The organism is Fictibacillus sp. UD, assembly GCF_043558025.1.
Classification (GTDB): domain Bacteria; phylum Bacillota; class Bacilli; order Bacillales; family Fictibacillaceae; genus Fictibacillus.
This window is the reverse complement of the sequence record NZ_JARUHH010000013.1, coordinates 21,139-43,575: the sequence shown is the minus strand read 5'-3', so window position 1 is coordinate 43,575 and position 22,437 is coordinate 21,139. Positions and strand designations below refer to the sequence as shown.

Annotated in this window: 23 protein-coding genes; 12 read left to right on the top strand and 11 right to left on the bottom strand. The window is 39.7% G+C overall.

Annotated features, from left to right (window positions below):
* Positions 1 to 12: 12 nt before the first annotated feature.
* A complete protein-coding gene (locus tag P8610_RS16230) occupies positions 13 to 2,415 on the top strand; it encodes a heavy metal translocating P-type ATPase (protein WP_394605261.1) in 2,403 nt (800 codons plus the stop codon).
* Positions 2,416 to 2,427: 12 nt separating this feature from the next.
* Positions 2,428 to 2,637, top strand: a complete 210-nt coding sequence (gene copZ, locus P8610_RS16225) for a copper chaperone CopZ (protein WP_394605260.1) — start codon at positions 2,428 to 2,430, stop codon at positions 2,635 to 2,637.
* Between the two features lie 277 nt (positions 2,638 to 2,914).
* Here copZ and wrbA read toward each other — a convergent pair whose 3' ends face one another.
* The 3 genes from wrbA to P8610_RS16210 form a co-directional block, all read right to left on the bottom strand.
* Positions 2,915 to 3,541, bottom strand: coding sequence for an NAD(P)H:quinone oxidoreductase (gene wrbA / locus P8610_RS16220; RefSeq protein ID WP_289496795.1), 627 nt, complete (start codon positions 3,539 to 3,541; stop codon positions 2,915 to 2,917).
* Positions 3,542 to 3,638: 97 nt separating this feature from the next.
* Positions 3,639 to 4,082, bottom strand: a complete 444-nt coding sequence (locus tag P8610_RS16215) for a hypothetical protein (protein ID WP_394605259.1) — start codon at positions 4,080 to 4,082, stop codon at positions 3,639 to 3,641.
* A 507-nt stretch (positions 4,083 to 4,589) separates the two neighbouring features.
* Entirely contained in the window at positions 4,590 to 5,255 is a 666-nt protein-coding gene (locus P8610_RS16210; protein ID WP_394605258.1) for a phosphatase PAP2 family protein, read from the bottom strand.
* Positions 5,256 to 5,583: 328 nt separating this feature from the next.
* On the opposite strand from P8610_RS16210, the gene P8610_RS16205 reads away from it, so the two are divergent.
* The 7 genes from P8610_RS16205 to P8610_RS16175 all read left to right on the top strand — a co-directional run bounded on the left by P8610_RS16205 (position 5,584) and on the right by P8610_RS16175 (position 10,037).
* Positions 5,584 to 5,808 carry a hypothetical protein gene (locus P8610_RS16205; RefSeq protein ID WP_394605257.1) on the top strand — a complete coding sequence of 75 codons (225 nt, stop codon included), beginning with the start codon at positions 5,584 to 5,586 and terminating at the stop codon, positions 5,806 to 5,808.
* Positions 5,809 to 6,052: 244 nt separating this feature from the next.
* A complete protein-coding gene (locus P8610_RS16200) occupies positions 6,053 to 6,268 on the top strand; it encodes a hypothetical protein (RefSeq protein WP_289496791.1) in 216 nt (71 codons plus the stop codon).
* Positions 6,269 to 6,667: 399 nt separating this feature from the next.
* The gene (locus P8610_RS16195) at positions 6,668 to 7,225 is read left to right on the top strand and encodes a DJ-1/PfpI family protein (protein WP_394605256.1); all 558 of its coding nucleotides are present in this window, start codon (positions 6,668 to 6,670) and stop codon (positions 7,223 to 7,225) included.
* Positions 7,226 to 7,434: 209 nt separating this feature from the next.
* Positions 7,435 to 8,079, top strand: a complete 645-nt coding sequence (locus P8610_RS16190; RefSeq protein ID WP_394605255.1) for an FMN-dependent NADH-azoreductase — start codon at positions 7,435 to 7,437, stop codon at positions 8,077 to 8,079.
* A 123-nt stretch (positions 8,080 to 8,202) separates the two neighbouring features.
* Positions 8,203 to 8,814 carry a nitroreductase family protein gene (locus P8610_RS16185; RefSeq protein WP_394605254.1) on the top strand — a complete coding sequence of 204 codons (612 nt, stop codon included), beginning with the start codon at positions 8,203 to 8,205 and terminating at the stop codon, positions 8,812 to 8,814.
* A gap of 102 nt (positions 8,815 to 8,916) precedes the next feature.
* On the top strand, positions 8,917 to 9,096 hold the full coding sequence (ytzI, locus tag P8610_RS16180; protein ID WP_394605253.1) for a YtzI protein: 180 nt from the start codon (positions 8,917 to 8,919) through the stop codon (positions 9,094 to 9,096).
* A 17-nt stretch (positions 9,097 to 9,113) separates the two neighbouring features.
* The gene (locus tag P8610_RS16175; RefSeq protein WP_394605252.1) at positions 9,114 to 10,037 is read left to right on the top strand and encodes a DNA-3-methyladenine glycosylase family protein; all 924 of its coding nucleotides are present in this window, start codon (positions 9,114 to 9,116) and stop codon (positions 10,035 to 10,037) included.
* Positions 10,038 to 10,273: 236 nt separating this feature from the next.
* On the opposite strand, the gene P8610_RS16170 is transcribed toward P8610_RS16175, so the two are convergent.
* The 6 genes from P8610_RS16170 to P8610_RS16145 all read right to left on the bottom strand — a co-directional run bounded on the left by P8610_RS16170 (position 10,274) and on the right by P8610_RS16145 (position 15,801).
* On the bottom strand, positions 10,274 to 11,203 hold the full coding sequence (locus tag P8610_RS16170) for an ATP-grasp domain-containing protein (protein WP_394605251.1): 930 nt from the start codon (positions 11,201 to 11,203) through the stop codon (positions 10,274 to 10,276).
* Positions 11,204 to 11,301: 98 nt separating this feature from the next.
* Entirely contained in the window at positions 11,302 to 12,510 is a 1,209-nt protein-coding gene (locus tag P8610_RS16165) for a DUF4129 domain-containing protein (protein ID WP_394605250.1), read from the bottom strand.
* The gene (locus P8610_RS16160; protein ID WP_394605249.1) at positions 12,504 to 13,718 is read right to left on the bottom strand and encodes a DUF58 domain-containing protein; all 1,215 of its coding nucleotides are present in this window, start codon (positions 13,716 to 13,718) and stop codon (positions 12,504 to 12,506) included. Before P8610_RS16160 ends, P8610_RS16165 begins: the two co-directional genes overlap by 7 nt.
* A gap of 1 nt (position 13,719) precedes the next feature.
* Complete coding sequence (locus tag P8610_RS16155) at positions 13,720 to 14,661, bottom strand: AAA family ATPase (protein ID WP_394605297.1); 942 nt, start codon at positions 14,659 to 14,661, stop codon at positions 13,720 to 13,722.
* Between the two features lie 172 nt (positions 14,662 to 14,833).
* On the bottom strand, positions 14,834 to 15,421 hold the full coding sequence (locus tag P8610_RS16150) for a 3D domain-containing protein (protein WP_394605248.1): 588 nt from the start codon (positions 15,419 to 15,421) through the stop codon (positions 14,834 to 14,836).
* A 221-nt stretch (positions 15,422 to 15,642) separates the two neighbouring features.
* Positions 15,643 to 15,801, bottom strand: a complete 159-nt coding sequence (locus P8610_RS16145) for an aspartyl-phosphate phosphatase Spo0E family protein (RefSeq protein ID WP_289496780.1) — start codon at positions 15,799 to 15,801, stop codon at positions 15,643 to 15,645.
* A 217-nt stretch (positions 15,802 to 16,018) separates the two neighbouring features.
* Here P8610_RS16145 and P8610_RS16140 point away from each other — a divergent pair, with 217 nt between their 5' ends.
* Positions 16,019 to 17,593 (top strand): cation:proton antiporter, encoded by a 1,575-nt coding sequence (locus tag P8610_RS16140; protein ID WP_394605247.1) that lies wholly within the window; start codon positions 16,019 to 16,021, stop codon positions 17,591 to 17,593.
* 23 nt (positions 17,594 to 17,616) lie between these two features.
* Here P8610_RS16140 and P8610_RS16135 read toward each other — a convergent pair whose 3' ends face one another.
* Positions 17,617 to 17,781, bottom strand: a complete 165-nt coding sequence (locus tag P8610_RS16135; protein WP_394605246.1) for a Spo0E family sporulation regulatory protein-aspartic acid phosphatase — start codon at positions 17,779 to 17,781, stop codon at positions 17,617 to 17,619.
* A 30-nt stretch (positions 17,782 to 17,811) separates the two neighbouring features.
* Entirely contained in the window at positions 17,812 to 17,940 is a 129-nt protein-coding gene (locus tag P8610_RS16130) for a hypothetical protein (RefSeq protein ID WP_394605245.1), read from the bottom strand.
* A 294-nt stretch (positions 17,941 to 18,234) separates the two neighbouring features.
* Between P8610_RS16130 and P8610_RS16125 the strand changes: the two genes are divergently transcribed.
* Both P8610_RS16125 and P8610_RS16120 read left to right on the top strand, forming a co-directional pair.
* Positions 18,235 to 19,548, top strand: a complete 1,314-nt coding sequence (locus tag P8610_RS16125) for a hypothetical protein (RefSeq protein ID WP_394605244.1) — start codon at positions 18,235 to 18,237, stop codon at positions 19,546 to 19,548.
* A complete protein-coding gene (locus P8610_RS16120; protein ID WP_394605243.1) occupies positions 19,545 to 22,337 on the top strand; it encodes a DEAD/DEAH box helicase in 2,793 nt (930 codons plus the stop codon). Before P8610_RS16125 ends, P8610_RS16120 begins: the two co-directional genes overlap by 4 nt.
* Positions 22,338 to 22,437: the final 100 nt, after the last annotated feature.

The following is a 22,437-nucleotide window of genomic DNA, read 5'->3' as shown; positions in this document are numbered from 1 at the left end:
AAGGTGAAAACCATGAGCGAAAAGGAAACGAATATTGGAATTACAGGAATGACTTGTTCAGCCTGTGCGGTCCGGATTGAAAAAGTATTGAACAAAATGGATGGTGTTGACGCCAATGTGAACTTAGCCATGGAAAAAGCTTCTGTAAAGTTTGATCCTAAAGTGACCACGATTGGAGAGATTGAACAAAAAATAGAGAAGCTAGGCTATGGGGTAGCTAAAGAGAAAGTGGATCTTGATATATCTGGTATGACATGTGCCGCTTGCTCTACGCGGATTGAAAAAAGTTTAAACCGAATGGACGGCGTTTCTGGCGCCACCGTCAATTTAACGGGAGAAACAGGGACGATAGAATACAATCCTTCTATCGTTTCGGTGGATGATCTTTTAAAAAAGATAGAAAAACTAGGCTATAAAGGATCCATCCAGCAAGATAGGGAATCGAAGAAAACGAAGAAAGAAGAAGAAATCTCGACCAAGAAAAGAAAATTGATTCTCTCTATCGTTTTATCGCTGCCGCTTTTATATACGATGATTGCTCATATGCCTTGGGACTTTGGCTTGCCGCTTCCTCATCTTTTGATGAACCCTTGGTTTCAGCTAGTGCTCGCTTCTATCGTACAGTTTTATATCGGTGGGCCATTTTATGTAGGGGCGTATCGAGCGCTTCGAAATAAGAGTGCAAACATGGATGTACTTGTGGCGTTAGGAACATCTGCGGCTTTCTTTTATAGTGTTGTAGAAGCGTTCAAAACAATCGGAAACCCTAACGAAATGCCACAGCTGTATTTTGAAACGAGTGCGGTTTTGATTACGTTAATTTTAGTAGGTAAATATTTTGAGACACTTGCAAAAGGAAGAACAACCGAAGCAATCTCTAAACTGCTGAACCTGCAAGCGAAGGAAGCTACAGTTATTCGTGATGGAGAAGAAGTAAAGATACCACTAGATCAAGTAGTTGCAGGTGATGAGCTTCTCGTAAAACCAGGCGAAAAAATACCTGTAGACGGCAAGGTGCTTTCAGGGAATTCTTCGATTGATGAGAGCATGATAACAGGGGAGTCTATACCAGTTGAAAAAACAGCAGGTGACTTTGTAATCGGTTCGACGATCAACAAAAATGGAACGCTGAGGGTGGAAGCACAAAGAGTTGGTAAAGAGACTGCTCTCGCTGGGATTATTAAGATTGTTGAAGAAGCACAAGGGTCGAAAGCACCTATTCAGCGAATGGCTGATTACATCTCTGGCATATTCGTTCCAATTGTTGTGGGGATAGCGGTTGCCGCTTTTATCGCATGGTATTTCTTTGTAGATTCGGGCAACTTGCCTCAAGCACTTGAAGTGGCGATTGCCATCTTAGTTATTGCTTGTCCGTGTGCATTAGGTCTTGCAACACCGACATCCATTATGGTGGGGACAGGTAAAGGGGCCGAACAGGGTATTCTCTTTAAAGGAGGCGAATATCTTGAGGGTGCACACAAAATAAATGCTATTCTTTTAGATAAGACCGGAACTGTGACAAAGGGGAAGCCTGAAGTAACGGATATGGTTGAGCTAAGAGAGGGTTTTCTATCTGAAGTAATCTCGGCTGAAAAAAGTTCAGAACATCCTTTAGCTGAAGCGATTGTGGAGTACGGAAAAAATAAAGGAATTTCTTTGACAGATCCAGATTTCTTCAATGCCATTCCAGGGCATGGAATTGAAGCTTCAGTGAATGGAAAAGCGGTGCTAGTTGGAACGAGAAAGCTGATGAAAGAAAAATCGGTTGATTATTTAGAGCATGAAGAAGCACTTGAAAAGTTTGAACGTGAAGGCAAAACCGCTATGCTAGGGGCGATAGATGGTGAACTCGTTTTACTTATCGCTGTTGCTGACACTGTTAAAGACTCATCAAAAAAGGCGATTACCCGGTTAACAGAAATGGGTATTGATGTGTATATGATCACCGGTGACAATGAGAGAACCGCACATGCGATTGCCGAACAAGTAGGTATTTCAGGTGTTTTTGCTGAAGTCCTTCCAGAAGAAAAAGCGCGTAAAGTAAGTGAGCTTCAGGAAAAAGGGATGATTGTTGCGATGGTGGGTGATGGGATCAATGATGCACCTGCTCTTGCAACAGCTGATATCGGAATGGCAATCGGAACAGGCACAGATGTGGCGATCGAGGCGGCAGACGTAACACTTGTTGGGGGAGATTTGAATCATATCCCAAAAGCAATCGAATTAAGCCGGAAGACGATGCGAAACATTCGGCAAAACTTGTTCTGGGCCTTATTTTATAATTCAGCAGGGATTCCAATTGCTGCATTCGGCTTGCTTGAACCGTGGGTTGCCGGTGCTGCAATGGCCTTCAGCTCTGTGTCAGTTGTCACGAATGCATTGCGATTAAAACGATTAAAACTAAATGAAAATTAGGAGGAATAAAGAATGGAAAAGAAAACATTAAAAGTAGACGGAATGACGTGCGGACATTGTAAAGCTGCGGTAACGAACGCACTTACTGAATTGGATGGAGTGAAAAATGTGGTTGTTCACTTAGAAACAGGAAACGTGGATGTGGAAGTGGATAGCTCTAAAGTAACGGACGCAGCTATGCGTGAAGCGATTGAAGATCAAGGGTATGACGTGAAAGCATAATATTAATAAGCTTCTTCATATAGAGGGAACTGAAAAAGTCACCAAATAAAATGTTGGTGCTGTGATCTCCGCTCCAGGGTACATGCTTTCCGCGGGGCGGGCGGTGAGCCCCATGCCGCTACGCGCCTTTATGGGTCTCACCTGTCCCACTCGTCCCGCAGGAGTCAGTACCCTTACGCTCCAACCACCCCATGGTTGCATCCTAAACCAAAAGAAAGGCTCAAATCAGCTCGCATTTACGAGGTGGTTTGAGCTTTTTTATACTGCTTGTCTCTTTTTATAGGTTACCTTTAAGTGCTTTGGCTACTTTCGCCACTCGTTCTCCGAGGCGTGACGCCATGGTTTTTTCGGCATCTTGAGGCTGTTGGCTTCCGTCTGCTCCCGCAACCGTTGAAGCCGCATATGGAGAACCGCCAATTCCTTCTGATGTCATCTGTTCAGGATTCTCGCCGTATGGTAAGCCAACATAAATCATTCCGAAGTGCATAAGTGGTACGAATGAAGTGATAGCTGTAGATTCTTGACCGCCATGAATCGTGTTAGAACTTGTTATCACTGCAGTGGCTTTACCTTCTAGATCTCCATTTGCCCAAAGGCCGCCTGCCGAATCAAGTAATTGTTTAATCTGAGCAGGCATCATGCCGTATCGAGTTGGAATGCCCCAAACGATGCCGTCTGCCCATTTTAAATCATCTAGTGTTACTTCAGGTATATCAGCTTGAGCTTCCTGGGCTTTAACGTAAGCATCTTGCTGTGACATATATTTTTTCGTAACTTCAAATTCTGGAACTTTAACAACCTTTACCTCAGTGCCATCTACTTGCTTAACGCCTTCAGCTGCTGCGAGTGCCATTTCATAAATGTGGCCATAAGAACTATAATAAACAACCAAAATATTAGCCATGATATTACCTCCTTAAATAATCGGACTTATGTACACTTCCCGTTTTTAACCATTTGAAATCATAAAAAATCCGCCTGATTTTTTCAGGCGGCTGCTTTTAATAATATGGATATGGGTAAGGATACGGCGGGTAGTACGGATAGTAAGGATAGGGATACGGCGGATAATAAGGATACAGAGATAAAGCAGCAAGTGCTGCAAGCGGATAGATCTGACGATAAAAGCGGCGGTAATATGGACGACCATACGATTGACGCTGATATCGCTGGCCGCTTTGCTGCGTTTGCTGGGCCTGTTGCGCCTGTTGGCCCATTTGCTGCTGACTCATTTGTGGACTTTCTTGTTCAGCTTCTTCTGCAGGCATCATGTTTTGTGGTACCATTATATACACGTTTTTTTTGTCTAAATCAGTAATGATGCCTTCAACTTCCTGACCTTCACGGGTTTTAATCGTGACATGATAATACATATGCTGCTTGCACATCTGGTGCATACTTTCTGCGCGCATCTGTTCTTGCAGATCCTTATTTTCATTGCTCATCAATTATCACTCCTTCCCATGTTATTTTTATTTTCAATTTAGCCAAGTTATGCCTATCGTTAAAACATTGGGGCTCACCGTACGTCCCGCGGATAGCGAGAAACCTGGAGCGAAGATCAACTACTCTCAGGAACCAAATAGTTTGCGATTTCAGCTTTTTAATAAGAATCTAGCGAAAAACGCATCTTGATTCTTGTCTTTTTGATTAAGAAGTTATTTTCAGTCTTTTAAAATTAAAGGTGCAGTTTCGTGTCCCGAAATTGGTCAATACATTTACCTGGCGGGGCATTATGCTCGAGCAATCCAGAAGTTTTGGTAAGTAATCCAGAAATTTCGTCTGTTTATCCACGAGATTTGGCTCTAAATCCAAAAGTTTTTGCCATTTATCCAAGAGTCTACAATCCTCGACAAATTCAACGCTTTTTACTTCCCACACATACAAAAAAGCCATCGACCCTTCCAAAATGCACAAAAAAAGAACCGCTTTTGACAGCAGTCCTTTGTGAATTAGCTTTTTTCTGAGCTTTGAAGCTTGGTTTTGAACATTCGTTTAAAGAAGGTGGATACAGTTTCGGCTTCGAGATAATAAAATAACTTGAAGAGAAGACTTCCTAATAAAATTCCGGCTACTACGTCCAGTACTACATGCTGTTTTACAAAAAGGGTTGATAAAATGATGCTATAAGCAATGGACGAAACGATAATATCTTTTTTTATGGTCCACATTTTACTATGACGGATGCCTAATACCATTAGGTAACTGCTCAACACGTGAATACTTGGAAAGCAGTTAAAGGGTTGATCGGCACCGTAAACGTATTGAACAATTTTTGTCAGCATTCCTTCTGATGCTAATTCCGGCCGCGGTACAGTGGTTTGAAAAAAGAAGTAAATGACATAACATGCCAGCATTCCTACACAAAAACTCAATAGGGTTCTGTAGTAAATGGCTCTGTCATAAATACAAAAGTAGACAAACATTAAAAAGATAAAAGCGTACCAAAGCACATAAGGAACAATAAAAATTTCAACAAATGGGATTTGATGATCTACTGCTGTAATAAGTTGTCTCGCTCCACGCTCCCCATGATTCAACACCTGATAGATGATATTCAGCAAAGGGATAGAGAGGAGGAGACATAATGCTAGAATATTTTCTTTTACGATTTGCAATACGAACTACTCCTTTGTCTATATCATCAACTTATTACCTTATTCCCGATTTATAAGGTTTTACACGTTTTCTTACACCTTATTGATATTACCATAATATGGTTAAAAGGTCATGGTAAAAGAGAATTATTTTATAAACATTTTTAGAACATTATTTTATTGTTTTAGTCTTCCCTGTAATAGGTGTAAATCGTTTTCCACTATTTGTGTCAATAAGAAATTATATCCGTTATAAATTTTGACTTTTCTGATAAAACGAATATAATGAAGGTACAACCGTAAGACCTAATGCATAATTAACCTACCTCTTCGAAAGGGAGTGTTATGGATGTATGTAGGCAATACCATTAAAGTAGATCGTTTCAATGGTGAGTACTTTTTAATCAGTCAAAAGTGGCTGATGGAAGTGGTTTGGAAAAAATACAACATGCCCTTACAGGATTTTTTATTGTCGTACGATAAATCAGACAGCGATTATATTTTTTCGATGGCTGAAAGGCAATCCATTGATTTTCAAGTAGCATATGACGAAGACTACCTGTACATCGGGTAGTTTTTTTAATTTTATCATTCTAAAAGAAAAAGCTTGTTGTTTTAAATCTCATTTTTATTTTCTTCTGTGCCAGCCAAGGTGCGAGGCTCACCGCAACGCCCCGTGGTAAACGAGCAGCCTGGAATGGAAATCAACTACTTTCAAAAGCAACAATGCAAGCGAAAACAGTTTTTCATTAAAAGGAATGTCAAAAGCCCTCCTTCCTACATACACTGTGTTTAGGATTCAGGGGGAGGGTTCGGAAATGGCTAAGAAAAATGCAAAGAAAAATATTAAAAATAAATATGATAGTGCCGTAAACAAATATCAGCACACGCAAAAAATGGTAACGAGCGAAACATGCATTGCCTGTAAAACCCAGTGTGCTAGGGGTTTGGATTATATCGACCGAATGTCTAAACCAGGAGCGTTAGGAAAAGGGGTTCCCTGCCACCTGACAAAAGGAAGAGGACATAAATAGTATGCATTGTTTTTTATGGCTGGCCCATTGAATTGTGGGTCGGTTTTTTTGTGTTTATGCTCGCTCTGCAGAACATAATTAATTTGGAGGGCAAACACTGTAATTTGTGCGACATTTATACTAGTGAGTCCATTATCTTTTTGTTCATAAAAATGATGTTGTGAATTGATAAGTGTACTAAATCTAACCAGAAATAGGGGTTACTTAAACAAAAAAATAGTAAATATAAGATTGTTTCTATCTAATAAGTTGGGAAAACTGCATGAATTTTACTAAAAAGAAAGCACATGTTCTCCTTCAATTTTCCCAATACAAAGCTTGAATACATCCTGCTACAATAGTGATACACCCTCTTCCCAGCAAGACGGGTAGAAAAGTAACAGGAACGGGTGAATACCATTGAAGAAGAAAGTACTTGTTTATTTGTATCCTCAATTTAGAGAAGTTGAAGTAATGACGACTTTATCTATAATCGGTAAAAAATATGAAGTGCTGCCTTTCTCGCTGTTGCCAGGAACTGTTACGAGTGAATGTGGTTTGCTGATGCAGCCCACGATTAAAGTGAAAAATATAAGTCCAATGGATTATGAAATGCTGATCATCCCTGGAGGGAAACAAGCATTTACTCAAGGAAATCCAAGGCTGCTGCATTTGTTGCAAGTGTTTAACAGAGAAAATATTAAAATCGCAGCGATTGGTAACGGAGCTGTTATTTTAGGACGAGCAGGAATAATAAACGGCAGGTCCTACACCGTTTCATTGCGCGATGATGAATTTGCTAAAGCCAATAGCTGGTTAAATGGGACTTACCAGTCGAAACAAATCGTGGAAGATAAAAATTTGTTAACAGCCAAAAGTCACGCTTATATTGATTTTGGATTAACGATCGGGGACCGTTTGAAGTGCTTTGACGGCCTTGAAGAATATAACTTTTATAAAGGTACAAGTTCCTTTTGATGGAACACTAAATTTGCTCCCCTTTACGCTTTCTGGCTTTCGCTGGAAAGCGTTTTTTTATTGGTAAAAAATACTAAATAAAATCATGATAATAATTAAAAGTTCAATGCTTGACAAAAGTAAGTTAAGGTTTTATGATGTAAAGGAATCAACTTACTAAAGAGAAGTTAATCACTAAAATAGCAAAAAACCAAGGGAGAGAATCAACAATGAAAGTACTTTATATTAATTCAAATCCAAAACCAATCGATCAATCATTCGGTCTTCGCTTAGGACGTCACTTTTTAAATGAGCTTTCCAATCAGGACGAAAACATCAAGATCGAGACGATTAACCTTTATGAAGAAAACATTCCGTTTATTGATGCAGATGTTCTTGATGCATGGGGGAAATTAGCTGCCGGCCAAGAGCTTTCACCATCACAAATCGAAAAAACAAGCCGTATGGGTGAGATTTTAGAGCAGTTCTTATCTGCAGATATGTACGTATTTAACACACCAATGTGGAACTTGAGCTACCCTCCAATGCTAAAGGCATACATCGATAACGTTGTAATGGCAGGTAAGACGTTCAAGTATACAGAAAATGGACCAGCTGGATTATTAGGCGGAAAAACAGCTGTACACATCCAATCTCGCGGCGGTGTATATTCCGAAGGTCCTGCACAAGCTTTTGAATTTACGAATGGATACCTTCAAGGCGTAATGGCATTTATCGGTATTACTGATTATCACCATGTATATACAGAAGGAATGGCTGCAGCTCCAGACCATGCAGAAGATATTTTAGCCGATGCAAGAGAAAAAGCTACAGAACTTGCAAAGGAATTAGCAGCAGCTAAGCGCAATGCGTAATCTTTGACTGCAACTGATAACCCACTATAATTGGTGGCATAGTAAAGAGGTGTCGGCTACTACAGGCACCTCTTTATTGCGAAGTTAAGTCAGCTAAGAAATTCGGAGCAAGGAGTGGAGAGAATGAACGAGACATTTAAAGTCATGGAAGAACGATCTTCTGTCCGACTGTATCAAAAAGATAAAGAGATACCGAATGAGACACTTCATAAGATTTTAGAGATGGCTGGAAAAGCACCATCTGCCTGGAACCTTCAGCACTGGCGCTTTATTGTTGTAACGTCACAAGAGCAAAAAGAAAAGCTTTTCCCGATTGCGTATAATCAAAAGCACGTACTTGATGCCTCTGCAGTTGTTATTGTTTTAGGAGATACTGAAGCAGACAAAGTGGCCGCCGAAGTGTTTGAAAAAGCTCCTGAAGAAGCACGAACCATCTTATTAAAAAACATTAACTCTGCCTATTCACAAGGGCGTGCAATCGGAGAAAGAGAAGCGCTTAAAAACGCATCTCTTGGAGCGATGCAGCTTATGCTCGCAGCTAAAGCAGCTGGGGTTGACTCTTGTCCAATGACTGGATTTGATCATGCAGCAATCGTGCCAGCACTGGGTATTCCAGAGCGTTTTATTCCAGTCATGATGATTACGCTGGGATATGCGGACGGTCCAGCAAAACCGACTGACCGTTTTGATATCAACCGGCTCATCATGCATGAAAAGTACGAAGAAAAACGATAAACGTTAATTAAAGCAGTTGTGCCTTACTACAGGCATGACTGCTTTTTAGATGGGAAAATGTGCTATCATACAGGTGAAGTCAGTTTTAATAAAGGAGTATATATGAGTACGTTAACCATTTCTATATTAATAACCCTTGTTATCATCATTTTTGTGATTATCATTTTCGCGGCGGCTATTACGAAAGGTTATTCTTATAAACATACTGTAGATCAGTTAGAGGATAATCCATATGTAAAAAAAGAAGAAGATAAAACTGAAGCAGACAATGAACGTTCATAAGAAGGGAAGAGTAGAGGATGAAGTTTACATTAGCACCTAAACCGCCATTTGATTTTCAAAAAATGATGCAGCGATTGACGGTTACAGGTAAAACTCATGTCTTAAAGCTTAATGAGCAATTTACAAAATACGAAAAGATCATACGAATTGACGATGTATATTGTTACATAAAAGTTGTTTCAAGCGGTACTGTAATCCAACCCTTTTTAGAGTGCTTAATAAAACCTTTAAATGGTGAAGTGAATGAACGAGAAGCAAAAATTAAGATTCAGCAGCTTTTCTCAACCGAAATTGACCTTTCGCCTCTATATAAGCATTTCGCTGTGCATAACGAATTAGCAGATGTACTAAATCGTTTTGAAGGCTTAAAACTTCTAACTGATACAGACTTATTCGAATCGATTGTGAAGATCATTATTGGCCAGCAAGTCAATTTGACGTTTGCCGGAACACTGACCGAAAGGCTTATTGAAGCTGCAGGGGATGAGGTAGAGATAGAAGGAGAGGCTTTTCAAATCTTTCCAACACCAGGCGCTGTTTCAAAGCTTACATACGAAAATCTTCGTGAGCTGCAATTCAGCCAGCGAAAAGCTGAGTACATCATTGATTTTGCAAAACTAATCGCAGACGGAAAGCTCAATTTAGAAAGCTTATGGACGATGACGGATGAACAAGTAATGAACACCTTGCTTCCTATAAGGGGAATCGGCAAGTGGACGATTGAATGTTTGCTTATATTTGGTATGGGACGAACGGACGTGCTTCCGGCAGCTGATATCGGATTAAGAAATGCCATTCGAAAAGTCTGGCAGTTAACGGAGCAGCCTACAGAAGAAGAAGTGAGGAAACTTGCAGAGAATTGGAAACCATGGCGTACGTACATTACCTATTATTTATGGGAGAGCTTAAATCAGACACCTGCTGTTGTCGATCATACATAAGAAAAGGTGAGGAGCCTCTTTAAGCTCTCACCTTTTTCTAGCTCTTGGGGTAGTTGATTTCCGTTTCAGGTGCTCGCTTTCCGGGGGGCGTGCGGTGAGCCACCTCGGCGCTTGTGCGCTTATGCGTCTCACCTGTCCCGCTGATCCCCCAGGAGTCTCCCACCTTACACTCCAATCAACTTGTCAACGATGTCTTTTGAGAGTAAGTCCAACAACTTCTTTTTTAGAAAAGAATATTACAGCTCATTACCTAAAAACTCAGCTATTGCCTTCATTCCGTAAATGCCTGCTTTTTCTTCTGCATCTCGGTTGTAATTCGTATTTGTGTTCACATCATATGCGTATACTTTCCCATTTTTATCTGTAATAATTTCAATTCCAGCGAACGTGATGCCATTCGCTTTCAAAAATGCTTCGTAATTCTCCTGAAGGGGAAGTTTAAAGTCCTCTAAGATCTTAAACTTCGGCTCTGGTGTAACTGGTTGCTCGGTAATCGGGCAGAACTGATCACCAATCTGGCAAGCGTCAGCCGGGCAAAGTTCAAATCCTTCTGATGTATCTACGCGTACAGCATATAAAAACTTACCGCCAATAAATTCACAGCGAACAATGTAAGGTTCAGGTGCTTTGATATAGTCTTGTAAAAGGGTAATGCCATCAATTGATTCGTCAAAAACTGAAGAATTCACATATGTTTCAAGAGCCGCTTGGCTTTGAAACAACTGAACACCGAGTCCTTTGCCAGCACGGTTGTGTTTTGTGATAAAAGGACCATCAAAGGTTTTTGCTGCTTTTAATAACTCCTCTTTTCCATAAGCTGCAATCGTGCGTGGAACAGGTATATCAAAAGCCTTTAAAGCAGTATATTGATTTACTTTGCTGATTTCAAGTTGAAGAGCTCTAGAGTTATTGAACACTTTCCGCCCGTAGCTTTCGAGCCAAGCTAAAACAGCGGATGTATATTCAGGTGCAAATCGATGTCCTCTTGTGTGAGAAGAAGCACTCATCCGGTTATAGAAAATGCCTTCTGGCGGAGCTTCTGTTAAGTCAATGTGACCCTTTGCCATGTGCCAATCTTCGAAGGGAAGTCCTAGTTCTTCAAAACGCTGATACAATGGAGCCGTCCATTCACTGTTTTCATGTATAACATAAATCTTTTTAGTCATAGTATCCTCCTTAACGCCCTAATTCCGACTACTTCTATAACTATAGTCTATATTATGATGGATGTAATGAACAGTAAACAGATTGAAAGAAGAAGCCTTTATTTAGACTTCTTCTTCTGAAGATGATCTGACTTTTCAAGTTTTTTAATAACTTCAGCATAATGGTTGAATTCATCATTCGTAATGGTTTCTTCACCGTATCGAACTTTTTCATATACTTTTAAAACAGACTCCGCTTCGTCTCCAGTCAATTTAAGCCGTTCAAACCAAAGGGCAGGGGATTCACCTTGCAGTCTCGAAAAGCCGCGTTTATCCATTGCTTTTTCAAAGCGTAAAAATCGCTTTCGTGTCCGATCATTAGAGTGCAGCCATCTTTTTTTAGAAAAGTAGTTGCCTTTCATGTCTGCCTGACTTAAGGCAGATAAATTGTCGCTTAATAAAAGATCTTGCCTGCCGAGCAGGAGCGCTTTTTTTCTCCAAATATAAAATCCGACGATTAGAACTAGCAGGATAACAACAGACCACCACAGAATCGAAAAATCGGAAGCTGCATACTTTTCAGGCATTAGTAGGTCTTCTTCAACAGTGCCTGTATTAATTTTTACTTTTTCATCCTTTTCGAATAACTTGATTAAATATTGAATGGGAACGGCGAGAATGCTAAACAGTTTCCATAATGGAACGGCCAAAATATAGTACATCACGAATAATAGCCCATCAACTAGCCAATAAATGAATTGTTTAAGCGGTCCTAAAAAGATGAGAATCACTGCACTTAAACCAGCAATGCTAATTGGGATAGAGAAATCTTTCCATAGTTTATCAGCAGATGGATTCTTAAAATAATGAACCGTCATCTTTATAAAAAGCATAAACATAAATTGGAGCCAGACAGCGCCATACATGACGGTGTAACCGTCTTTGAAAAAGAAAGACAGCAAAAGAGAAAGTACTACTGATACGGCTAAAAGGAGCTCTAGATCAGCCTTTAGTGGATCCTGCCAATTTTCTGTGCTTCTCCATATGAAAATAGATGAAAAAATAGCTGAAAACAGTAGTGAAGATGTTAACAGCCAAAATAAAAAGATAGCCGATATGAGCGTAATGACGAGAGTTCCTTTTATTAGAGCCGGCTTATACGTGAAGAGAGAGCCGCTCAGTGCAATAATTGGAATCAATGCTGTTATATAAAACAAGAGATCTTGCCAAGTACCTCCCTGTAAAACCAAGACATACAACAAAAATAGAAGCATGCTATCAAAGATCATGTTCATTCCGTACAAAATAAACCGCTGACTGTTTAACATGTTGCGACCTCCTGTGCCCGATATGGCATCAGAAATGCTTCAGGATCACTATGGCTGATATAGAATAATCTTCCCCCAGCTTGTATCCATTTCTTTGTTATGAAAACAGTATCAGCATCACTTGGAATATGTCCTAAAAGGATTACAAACGGAACTTTGCCAGCGAAATTCCGGTTTATTTTTGTCCACATGTATTGAGGCTTAACCGTTACATTTGATCGGTCTATGCGAGCAAGTCCTTCTAATACTCTACTGAGATGCTGAGTTCCGCTGTCTGTAGGGACATGATACATGCCGAGCGGACCAGGAACTTTGAAATTGATGTAAACTTCAAAGGGAATTCCTTTTTCAGCCGCAAACTGACACATGAACGCCAGATAACTGACTTCTTTTTCAATCTCATCTGCTGTTCTCGTATCCTTATGATCAGGCTGTATCGTATATACAAACGTCCAATGATAGACCACCGTTTTTTCGAAAACTTTTGTTTGAAGTGTTCCTGTCCTTGCAGTTGCTTTCCAGTGCAGTTTATGAAAAGAATCTCCATAGGTATAATCTCTGTTGCCTGCTGGTAATGATGCATTCTCAAACAGGGCAAAAGGGCGCGACGCTTCACCTGTTCCTTGAAAGAAAAGATGCTCTATTCGATGGACAGGAAGTGGTTTCGGATACACGATGATTTCAGTTGGAAACAATTCTCGGAACGTTAAGGATTGTCCACTCGTTTGCAGCGGGTCATGGATATGCAGCGTCACATTCGAGATTCTTGTCGTACCGCGTTTTAGAGCCACAAATGGGATTATTTGTGTGTATGCCGTCTTTCGATAAATAGCAAATGGGCGTTTCACTTCTATTCTGCCTTTGGATAAAGCGGAATCATCCGTTTCTATTGAAGAGATAATGTTTTTATGTGTAAGAAAGATCTCTCCTCTAAAAGATGGCCAGAATCCTTTATGGAGAAGCTTTACAGAAAAGGCATCCGAGTCCCCAGGAAACAGCCGATAGACTTGTCTAACAGGATCCACATGCAAATCTTGAGCAGCGGAATTGAACTGCAGCAATGTGGCACCGTAAAAGAACAAGATAAACAGCCCTAGCAGAAAGAGAAATGAAATATTACGGTAAAACCCAATGATGAAGAGTAGCGGACTAAAAAGAACGAGCACCTTGAAAACAGGCTTAATCCATACTTGATTACTCCACTGCATGTTATCTTCCTGCCTCAGATTCTACAGGCACATCAATCGATTCCAAGATGTCACGCAGCACATGCTCTTTTGTTTTTCTCATCGTTCCTTCTATCGTCAGAACTAAGCGGTGAGCCAAAACATATGGAGCAACATATTGGATATCATCAGGGGTAACAAAGGTCCTTCCTTGTATAAAAGCCGCACCTTGAGCCGCTCTCATAAAAGCAAGGGTTCCACGAGGAGATACACCATTCTCAATAAACTCATGGTTCCGAGTAGCTTGAACGATAGAAAGCAAGTAATTTTCAACCTCATCACTCACATGAATGTGCTGTACCTCTTGCTGCATTAATAGAATATCTTCCAGTGAGAAAATGGGTTCGAGCGTATCTTGCGGATTTTTTGAACGATACATATGAAGCATTTCTTTTTCTTGATTGTAATCAGGATATCCAGATGGAAGTTTCATAAAAAAGCGATCAAGCTGCGCTTCTGGAAGTGGGAATGTTCCGTGAGATTCAATCGGATTTTGAGTAGCAATAACTAAGAACGGAGACGGAAGTTTAAGCGTTTCACCATCTATCGTTACTTGTCGCTCTTCCATCACTTCTAAAAGACTGGATTGAGCACGGGGGGTTGCACGATTAATTTCGTCAGCTAATAAAATGTTGGTCATAACTGGTCCAGGCCTCATCTCAAATTCCTGGTGTTTAGGATGAAAGAATTGAATTCCAGTGATGTCAGCAGGAAGAATATCAGGAGTGAACTGTATTCGTTTAAAATCTCCTCCGATCAAGCGCGCGAGACTTTTGGCAAGAACCGTTTTTCCAGTGCCTGGAACATCCTCTAGTAATAGGTGCCCTTTATTGACAATCGCAATCATCGTTAGTTCAACAAGCTCGTCTTTACCCGTTAGAACTTGTGCAATAGCATTTTTAACTGTAGTCATTTCATGCAGCATGCTCATATATGTACTTCCTTTCTAAATATATAATCCAACTTTACCATTATTATAATATTTAGAAAATGAAAAATGTAATATATTTGAAATTAATGTAACAAAATGATTAGCTTACCGCCTCATATAACAGCAAGAACAAAAAAAAGATGGGGTCTAATTGCCCCATCTCGTGTTAGTTTATAATTGTGATATTAACGTTTTTTCTACCCCAATTGACTGCATCTGAATAGTTCTTCATGAATACATCAATTTCATTCCCTTTAATTCCGCCACCAATATCATCAGCTACTGCATAGCCATAACCAGGAACGTAAACAACAGAACCGATTGGTATAACATTTGGATCAACCGCGACAACTTTTGCATAAGGAATTTCTTTTAAGTTTGTCCCACCATACGTTGTACCGCTGCAGCCATCACAACTTGCTGTGTAAGCTGTTGAAGCAACCGTCATGGATTTTTTTTGTACGTTATTTTGAATGCTGTTAAATGTTTGTGGCCCAGCAATCCCATCTACTAATAAGCCTTTTGCTTTTTGATAGTTTGTAACCGCTTGTTTCGTAACAGGACCGTAATAGCCTGTTGTAACAGCAAAATCGTAATATCCCATCGCTTTAAGTTTTCCTTGAAGTTCATATACGTCATTGTCCCAAACACCTGGTCGGAGAGTGTGATCACCCATTGCTGCAAATCCGCTGACTGGAGCAGAAACGAGCAATCCGAATGCTAGAGCCCCTGTAATTACCCATTTTTTTATCATGATAACTCCTCCTAATATGTATAATTGGTTAAATACGCCTCGGTTGCCAATTATACTAATGAAATGTAACAAACTCATTAGGAGAAGGTAACAAGTAGATTACAATAATATATTCATATAATAATAGGTAAATAAGGTAATAAGTGGTTTTTAGTAAAAAAAGAGAAAGTTTAATGGAATTTTCTTTCAACTCGACAAATTTCCCAGGAAATAGACAAGATTTACGTTTCGTCTACAGATTCTTGCTTAAATCCATCAAGACTATTTAATAGCTGATCTAATTCTTGACTGCAGATTACGGTTTCTCGTGCTGTAAGTCCATAAGTTTTCCCAAGACAGAGCAGTACTTCACGTTTTTCCTCAATTAATTGTAATAACATGTTTTATTCACAACTTTCATGAGAGATTTTGTCTTAAATTAATATGCAATAGATTTACGAAAAGAGAAAGGGTTTCGTCGAAAAAAGTGGTAATGTTACAAAATACTACATAAAAATGAAAGATAATGTCGAAATGCTCTTAATCGTCATACTTCTGTCTGAATTGAATTAGTTTAGGGAAATATAAAGTGATGTAAGAGATTGAGAGGAGCTTGTTATGCATCACTCACTAAATATTGCTTTGGTATTATTAGCTGTTGCTGTTGGTGTGACTGCTCTAGCAAAGAAAATTAACAAACCATATCCTATTGCTTTGGTCATTGTTGGCGGAATCATTGGTCTCGTTCCAGTTCCAGAGCTGGACCCAATAAAAGGCATTATTCAAGAAGGACAAACATTTCAATTCATTATTATCTCTTTATTGCTTCCTACTTTGCTAGGAGAGGCAAGTATAAAGCTTCCATTCAGTCATTTGCGTGATCATGCAAAACCTATCATTGCGCTTGCGATCGGCGGAACGTTTCTCACGTTTTTAATTGTCGGAGCAGGCTCTTATTATGTACTCGGTCTTGGACTTCAAACCGCTTTTGTATTCGCAGCACTAATGAGTGCAACAGATCCTGTTTCAGTGCTAAGTATCTTTAAATCACTCGGAGTGAACAGGAAACTTTCTACAATCATTGAAGGTGAGAGTTTATTTAACGATGGGTTAGCTGTTGTCCTTTTCATGATAGCTTCGATCTATCTGCCATCCTATATTGAAATGGGTGCAGGTGGTTTTGTATCAGCACTGCTGATGCTGTTAAAAGTGTCGTTTGGCGGTGTCCTTGTTGGTGGAGGATTCGGCTATATTTTTTCAAAGTTTACGAGCTGGTATGATGATTATCCACTAGAGATCTTATTTTCTATTCTCTTATTTTATGGAAGTTTCTTAATAGCTGAAAGCATTCACGTTTCAGGGGTCATTGCAGTAGTTGTAGCTGGACTGACATTTGGAAACTATGGAGCGAAAATCGGAATGAGTCCTACAACAAAAATAAACATCCATTCGTTCTGGGATGTGTTAGCTTTGTTCGCCAATTCTCTCGTGTTTTTACTTGTAGGTTTAGAGATTGCTTATATTAATATTAATGATAAATGGGGACTGATTATTAGCAGCATTATCATTGTTTTAATTGCAAGAACAATCGCGGTCTACGGAACACTGTTTTCTATTAAGGGTATACCAACAAAGTGGAAGCATGTTTTAAATTGGGGAGGACTTAAAGGTTCTTTATCCATTGCGCTTGCTCTTAGTTTACCTAATGATTTTCCTGGCAGAGAGAATATCATTATTTTGGCGTTTAGTGTGGTGTTCTTTTCGTTGCTAGCACAAGGCATGACGATTTCTGCTCTTATCAGTCGATTAAAGATAAAAGGTCCTAACAAGGAGAAAACAGAATATGAAGAAGTGATAACAGCTGTAAATAGATATGATCATGCCATACAGAGACTATACCAGCTGAAAAAAGAAGCAATTATTTCATCCATTGTATTCGAAAAGTGGAAAGCATTGTACGTTCATAAAAGTGAGGAGTCAAAAAAGAAATTAGATGAGATGTATGAACAGCATCCAGAGTGGAGAAAATCACAGGAATATAAGGCATCAATTGAAGCTTTATACGCAGAACATGAGGCAGTTGAAAATCTTCTTCGGAAAGATATGATTTCCAGTCAGCTAGCTGAAGAGGAAGTCGAACGGATAATTAATAAGATTGAGCAGCAAAGAACAAATTATAATGAGCAAGAATAGAATGGCCGGTGATCGGCCATTTTTTATGCTTTTTGTTCTAATTTCGCGTATTGGTTCAATAACTGATCGAGCTGCTGACTTACAGTTACGAGTCTAGGATGTGTTAGTTCATAGTTAAGTTGAGAAGAAATACGATATAACTCTTCTCTTAATAAAATAATGCGTTCTTGTACAGTATTTTCTTTCATTGATGTATCTCCCTTTTATAGCAGGTTCTGTTAGAAGCCTTTGTTGGAATCTGCAAAGTTGCTTTTGTAAGTGTTGATTTCCGCTACAGGTGCTTCGCTTTCCGGGGGGCGTGCGGTGAGCTTCCTGCCGCTTTGCGCCCTAGGAATCTCACCTGCCACACTCGTCCCCCAGGAGTCTTGCACCTTTCACTTCAATCAACTAGACAAAGAGGAAAAATGAAAGACATATGAAGCAACTGTTTTTAGTAAACAGTTTTTAGTAAGAATCATTTTATGTGTGCAAATCAACGCTCTTGTTTATCTATTATCGGAAGAAAATACAACAGTTTAAATGATTAAATGTGTTTTCTTTGGTCAATTTCCGCTGTTTCCTTTAAAATAGATATGATATACATGAATGATTACTTTATGAATTCGCTATAATTGGTAATAAAAAGGAAGGGGGGAGACGGAATGAGACCAACTGAAGAACATGAAAGTGAGCAGAACGAGACTCACTATGATACACCGGAACAAAAAGTTCAAAACACACATTCTGTTCAGCTGTGGCGAGAGTATTTTTCAGAGCGGTTCGAATCATTTGAGAGACGTAAAATGCAAACCGTCTCCTTTCGCGATCTTGTAGAAGGAAAAGATACGAGCTATACGTTTGTTCATATTTACCGTGATTATTATCCTGCTCTCTTGAATGCAGGACAGTTTTTTGATGAAGATATCGCTTACTTATATAAATATCATGTACAGATCGAGACACTGATAAGATTGTTTTCATTTGAAGCACAATATGGTGTAGCTTCCTATATGCAAGCAAACTTTGATGCAACAGTTGAGAAGCTTTCTGATCAGATGTATGTGACGTTGAAACAAATCAACAGTGAAAAATTGCTGCAAGAAAATAAAAAACTTGTAGAAGAAAGCTTACGGAATTTTCAAAGTCTATATGAAATTCCCCCTAAGTGGGGACATCTGCTTTTTTATCTTTTTCAGATCAGCTGGTCGCTGCTTTATATGGACCAAGCTTGGGTAACAAAGTATGAAAAGCAGTTAATAGAGGAAAAAGAAAGCGGGAAGACTTCTCAAATGCTGGAGCTGGCGCTAGTTCATTTTGCTTTTGCAAGCGGAAATGACGCTCTCGCTTTTGAACGGCTAAGCCAAAGTGAAAAGAAAGTCGAAATGGTTCATTATCTCGTTTGGATGAAGTTATTAGTAGACAAACAAGAATGGGACCGCCTTTTATTGTGGCTTCTTGATTTAAAGCCAAACTTTTTAGAAGGGGTCGGCACGTATTATTATCATTCAGACTCACGTGAATTTTTCCATGAGTATTTAAGTTATTTTTGGAAGTACGCTCAGCATACAGGAGACGAAGAGCAATATGAAGACATGCTGATTGAATTTTTGCCGATAACCTTTTATGAATATGGAGAATATTTGATGGTGATCGGCGAGCATGAACGGTGGGTAGAATTACAAGTTATTATGGGATATTCACCAGAATTAATTCAAAGAAAGGACTTGAAAGAGGTTGTGTCCTTTCAAAAAGAGACCGTTCTGCCAATCTATCATCAAACGATTGACAGATTGATTAATGAAAGAACGAGAAAGTCTTATCAATCAGCCATTAAACATTTAAAAACCCTTCGTTCTCTCTATTTTGATCTTGGAGAAGAAGAACGCTTTTCAGAGTACATCGATAAGATTGCTGCTGTATATGGGCGGCTTAGAGCCTTTCAAGAAGAGCTTAGGAAAGGAAAGTTTATTTCATGATCGATACAAGCAATCTTTTGCTTCACGCGAAATGGCTTCAGGGAAATATGGTTTTATGGGCCACTAAACAATCGAAAAGAGTGCATGTAAACGACTGGAAACCTCTTTTATTTACATGGCATCAGCCTTCATTTTACGGAACGATGCTCGATATTGACGATGATCAGAACATCTATTTAACTGCTGGAGAAGCCTTTATCCTTTTTAATCGGTATCCCGATTTCTTTCTCTCTCAAAACAACTGGGAAGATGTTTCGAGAACTTTTGTTAAAGAGGCAAACGGCATCTTTAGCCTTTTAAAGAAAGAGAAGGTTACACCAGATTTTGAAGCATGGAAGACAGGGAATTGGGCATGGAAAACAGGAGGAGAACCTATCGAATCTCAGTGGATAAACGAAGCGCTCTCCACATTGCCCAATGATGACTCTATTCCTTTGCCTTCACGTTTTAACAGAGAACGCATGAGGGGAATTCCTCGACAAGTCATATCAGCCTTAAGCCATTTGGATGAGGATGAATGGCTTGTTAAGATTGGCTGGAAAGAAGATCCGAAGCCATTTGAGCTTGTTTTTGAATTGTCAGAGCCCAATGAGGATGAAGAGACTGGTAATGATGTATGGCACTTGAACGTCTTTCTTCAGGAAAAAGAGGACGGGATTCGTGTACCTTATCATGGAAAAAGCACTCTCCTGCCTGAAAAGTGGAAACCTTTTAAAGAAATGCTCGAATCAGATATTGAACTTGTGTCGAAACTCATTTCCTGGTTAAAGCTTACGAATCGGAAAGAAGTTCGCAGTGAAATATCGGAAAAAGAAGCCTGGGATTTCTTGACTCTTAAAAGCAATATGCTGAAGCAAATTGGAATGACTGTTGTTCTGCCGGAATGGTGGCAAACGGTTCAGGAACTGCAGCCTAAGGTTAAGGCGAAGATTAAGACAAAATCTCAAGTAGCTGGTGGAGCTCCTTCATTTCTTGGATTAAATGCGATTATGCAATTTGATTGGAGAATGTCTACAGGTGATGAAGAGCTTTCAGAGGAAGAATTCCGTAAGCTGGTTGATGGAAGCAGAAGGCTTGTACGCAGAAATGGTCAATGGTACAGAGTGGACCCTGAATGGATGAAGCAAGTTCGGCACTTAATCAAGAATGTGGACCGTACGGGAATTCAATTGAAAGACGTGTTAGAGCAGCATCTTCTGAATATGGAGACCAATCCAGCTGAAGATGGCCTTGAAGGAATAGATGGAGAAGGTCCGATGCTCGACATGGAATGGGATGAACCCCTGAATTTATGGATGGATCAGCTGTCTGAGATTAAGTCACTACCTGTCGAACCAAAGGCTGAGAATTTACAAGGAACGTTAAGAGAATATCAGCAAACGGGAAGCTCCTGGATGTATTTTCTTCGAGAGTTTGGACTTGGCGGCTGTCTGGCAGATGACATGGGCCTCGGAAAAACGGTACAAACGATTGATTACTTTTTAAAAGTGAAGGAAAAAGAGAAGCAGGAAGGGACATTTTTACTTGTGTGTCCTACTTCCGTTATTGGAAACTGGCAAAAAGAGCTGGAGCATTTTTCACCGACCCTGACGGTTGGTCTTCACTACGGTTCAAACCGGAAAAAAGGTGAAGATTTTGCAGAATGGTATAAAAAGTATGATGTCATTATTACTTCCTATACGACATGCCAGCTCGATTTTAACGAGATGGGCGGAACGTACTGGGAAGCGATCGTGCTTGATGAGGCACAAAACATAAAGAACAGCTATACAAAACAGTCAAGAAGCATCCGTAAGCTGAACGGCCGACATAAGATTGCTTTAACAGGAACCCCTGTAGAGAACAGACTATTAGAACTTTGGGCCATTTTCGATTTTCTGAATCCAGGTTATCTAGGAAGTGAACCCTCATTTCAGAAAAAATTCGTCGCGCCAGTTGAAAAAGATAATGACAGTTTGCGCTTGCAGCAGCTAAAACAGCTTGTACAGCCTTTCTTGCTTCGACGCACGAAAACGGATCCTGCCGTTCAGCTTAATCTGCCTGAGAAACAAGAAATCAAAGAATATTGCCCGTTATCAAAAGAGCAGGCTTCGTTATATGAGAGACTGGTTCAAGATACGTTTGAACAGCTCGAAAAAGTGACTGGCATGCAAAGGCGCGGCCTCTTGCTGGCTATGCTTGGCAAACTAAAGCAAATTTGCGATCACCCGGCTCTTTATACGAAGAACGATAAGTTAACGAAATTAGAAGATCAATCGATTAAGTTTGCAAAGACCATTGAATTGATTGATGCTATCATCGAAAAGGATGAGAAGTGTCTGATTTTCACTCAGTTTATTTTTATGGGTGAACTAATTAAGAAATATGTAGAGAAAAAGTTTGGCAGAACCGTCCTCTTTTTGCACGGAAGTCTAACGAAGCAAAAACGAGATGAAATGATTGAAAGCTTTCAAAATGGAGAGCATCCTATTTTTATCTTATCTTTAAAAGCTGGAGGAACGGGGCTTAACCTGACAGAAGCGAACCATGTCATTCATTACGACAGATGGTGGAATCCTGCGGTAGAGAATCAAGCAACTGACCGGGCTCACCGTATCGGGCAAAAGAAATTTGTTACGGTTCATAAGATGATCACACTCGGCACGCTTGAGGAAAAGATAGATATGATGCTTGAAAGCAAGAAAGAGCTATCCGAAAAAGTGATTCAAAGTGAAAACTGGATTACTGAACTATCAACAGATGAATTGAAAGATCTATTCACGCTTAGAAAAGAATGGGTAGAGTCGTAAAGACATGGCTTATAAGTCATGTCTTTTTTTTTGTATTTGAGTGGTCATTTAGAAAGGGAAATTTCTTTTTATGTGATGACCTCTGATTTTTATGTGATTA

Coding starts and splice junctions, on each gene's coding strand:
- P8610_RS16230 (WP_394605261.1), top strand. CDS start 13: ATGAGCGAAAAGGAAACGAATATTGGAATTACAGGAATGACTTGTTCA.
- copZ (WP_394605260.1), top strand. CDS start 2,428: ATGGAAAAGAAAACATTAAAAGTAGACGGAATGACGTGCGGACATTGT.
- wrbA (WP_289496795.1), bottom strand. CDS start 3,541: ATGGCTAATATTTTGGTTGTTTATTATAGTTCTTATGGCCACATTTAT.
- P8610_RS16215 (WP_394605259.1), bottom strand. CDS start 4,082: ATGAGCAATGAAAATAAGGATCTGCAAGAACAGATGCGCGCAGAAAGT.
- P8610_RS16205 (WP_394605257.1), top strand. CDS start 5,584: ATGTATGTAGGCAATACCATTAAAGTAGATCGTTTCAATGGTGAGTAC.
- P8610_RS16200 (WP_289496791.1), top strand. CDS start 6,053: ATGGCTAAGAAAAATGCAAAGAAAAATATTAAAAATAAATATGATAGT.
- P8610_RS16190 (WP_394605255.1), top strand. CDS start 7,435: ATGAAAGTACTTTATATTAATTCAAATCCAAAACCAATCGATCAATCA.
- P8610_RS16185 (WP_394605254.1), top strand. CDS start 8,203: ATGAACGAGACATTTAAAGTCATGGAAGAACGATCTTCTGTCCGACTG.
- ytzI (WP_394605253.1), top strand. CDS start 8,917: ATGAGTACGTTAACCATTTCTATATTAATAACCCTTGTTATCATCATT.
- P8610_RS16175 (WP_394605252.1), top strand. CDS start 9,114: ATGAAGTTTACATTAGCACCTAAACCGCCATTTGATTTTCAAAAAATG.
- P8610_RS16170 (WP_394605251.1), bottom strand. CDS start 11,203: ATGACTAAAAAGATTTATGTTATACATGAAAACAGTGAATGGACGGCT.
- P8610_RS16165 (WP_394605250.1), bottom strand. CDS start 12,510: ATGTTAAACAGTCAGCGGTTTATTTTGTACGGAATGAACATGATCTTT.
- P8610_RS16160 (WP_394605249.1), bottom strand. CDS start 13,718: ATGCAGTGGAGTAATCAAGTATGGATTAAGCCTGTTTTCAAGGTGCTC.
- P8610_RS16155 (WP_394605297.1), bottom strand. CDS start 14,661: ATGCTGCATGAAATGACTACAGTTAAAAATGCTATTGCACAAGTTCTA.
- P8610_RS16150 (WP_394605248.1), bottom strand. CDS start 15,421: ATGATAAAAAAATGGGTAATTACAGGGGCTCTAGCATTCGGATTGCTC.
- P8610_RS16145 (WP_289496780.1), bottom strand. CDS start 15,801: ATGTTATTACAATTAATTGAGGAAAAACGTGAAGTACTGCTCTGTCTT.
- P8610_RS16140 (WP_394605247.1), top strand. CDS start 16,019: ATGCATCACTCACTAAATATTGCTTTGGTATTATTAGCTGTTGCTGTT.
- P8610_RS16135 (WP_394605246.1), bottom strand. CDS start 17,781: ATGAAAGAAAATACTGTACAAGAACGCATTATTTTATTAAGAGAAGAG.
- P8610_RS16125 (WP_394605244.1), top strand. CDS start 18,235: ATGAGACCAACTGAAGAACATGAAAGTGAGCAGAACGAGACTCACTAT.
- P8610_RS16120 (WP_394605243.1), top strand. CDS start 19,545: ATGATCGATACAAGCAATCTTTTGCTTCACGCGAAATGGCTTCAGGGA.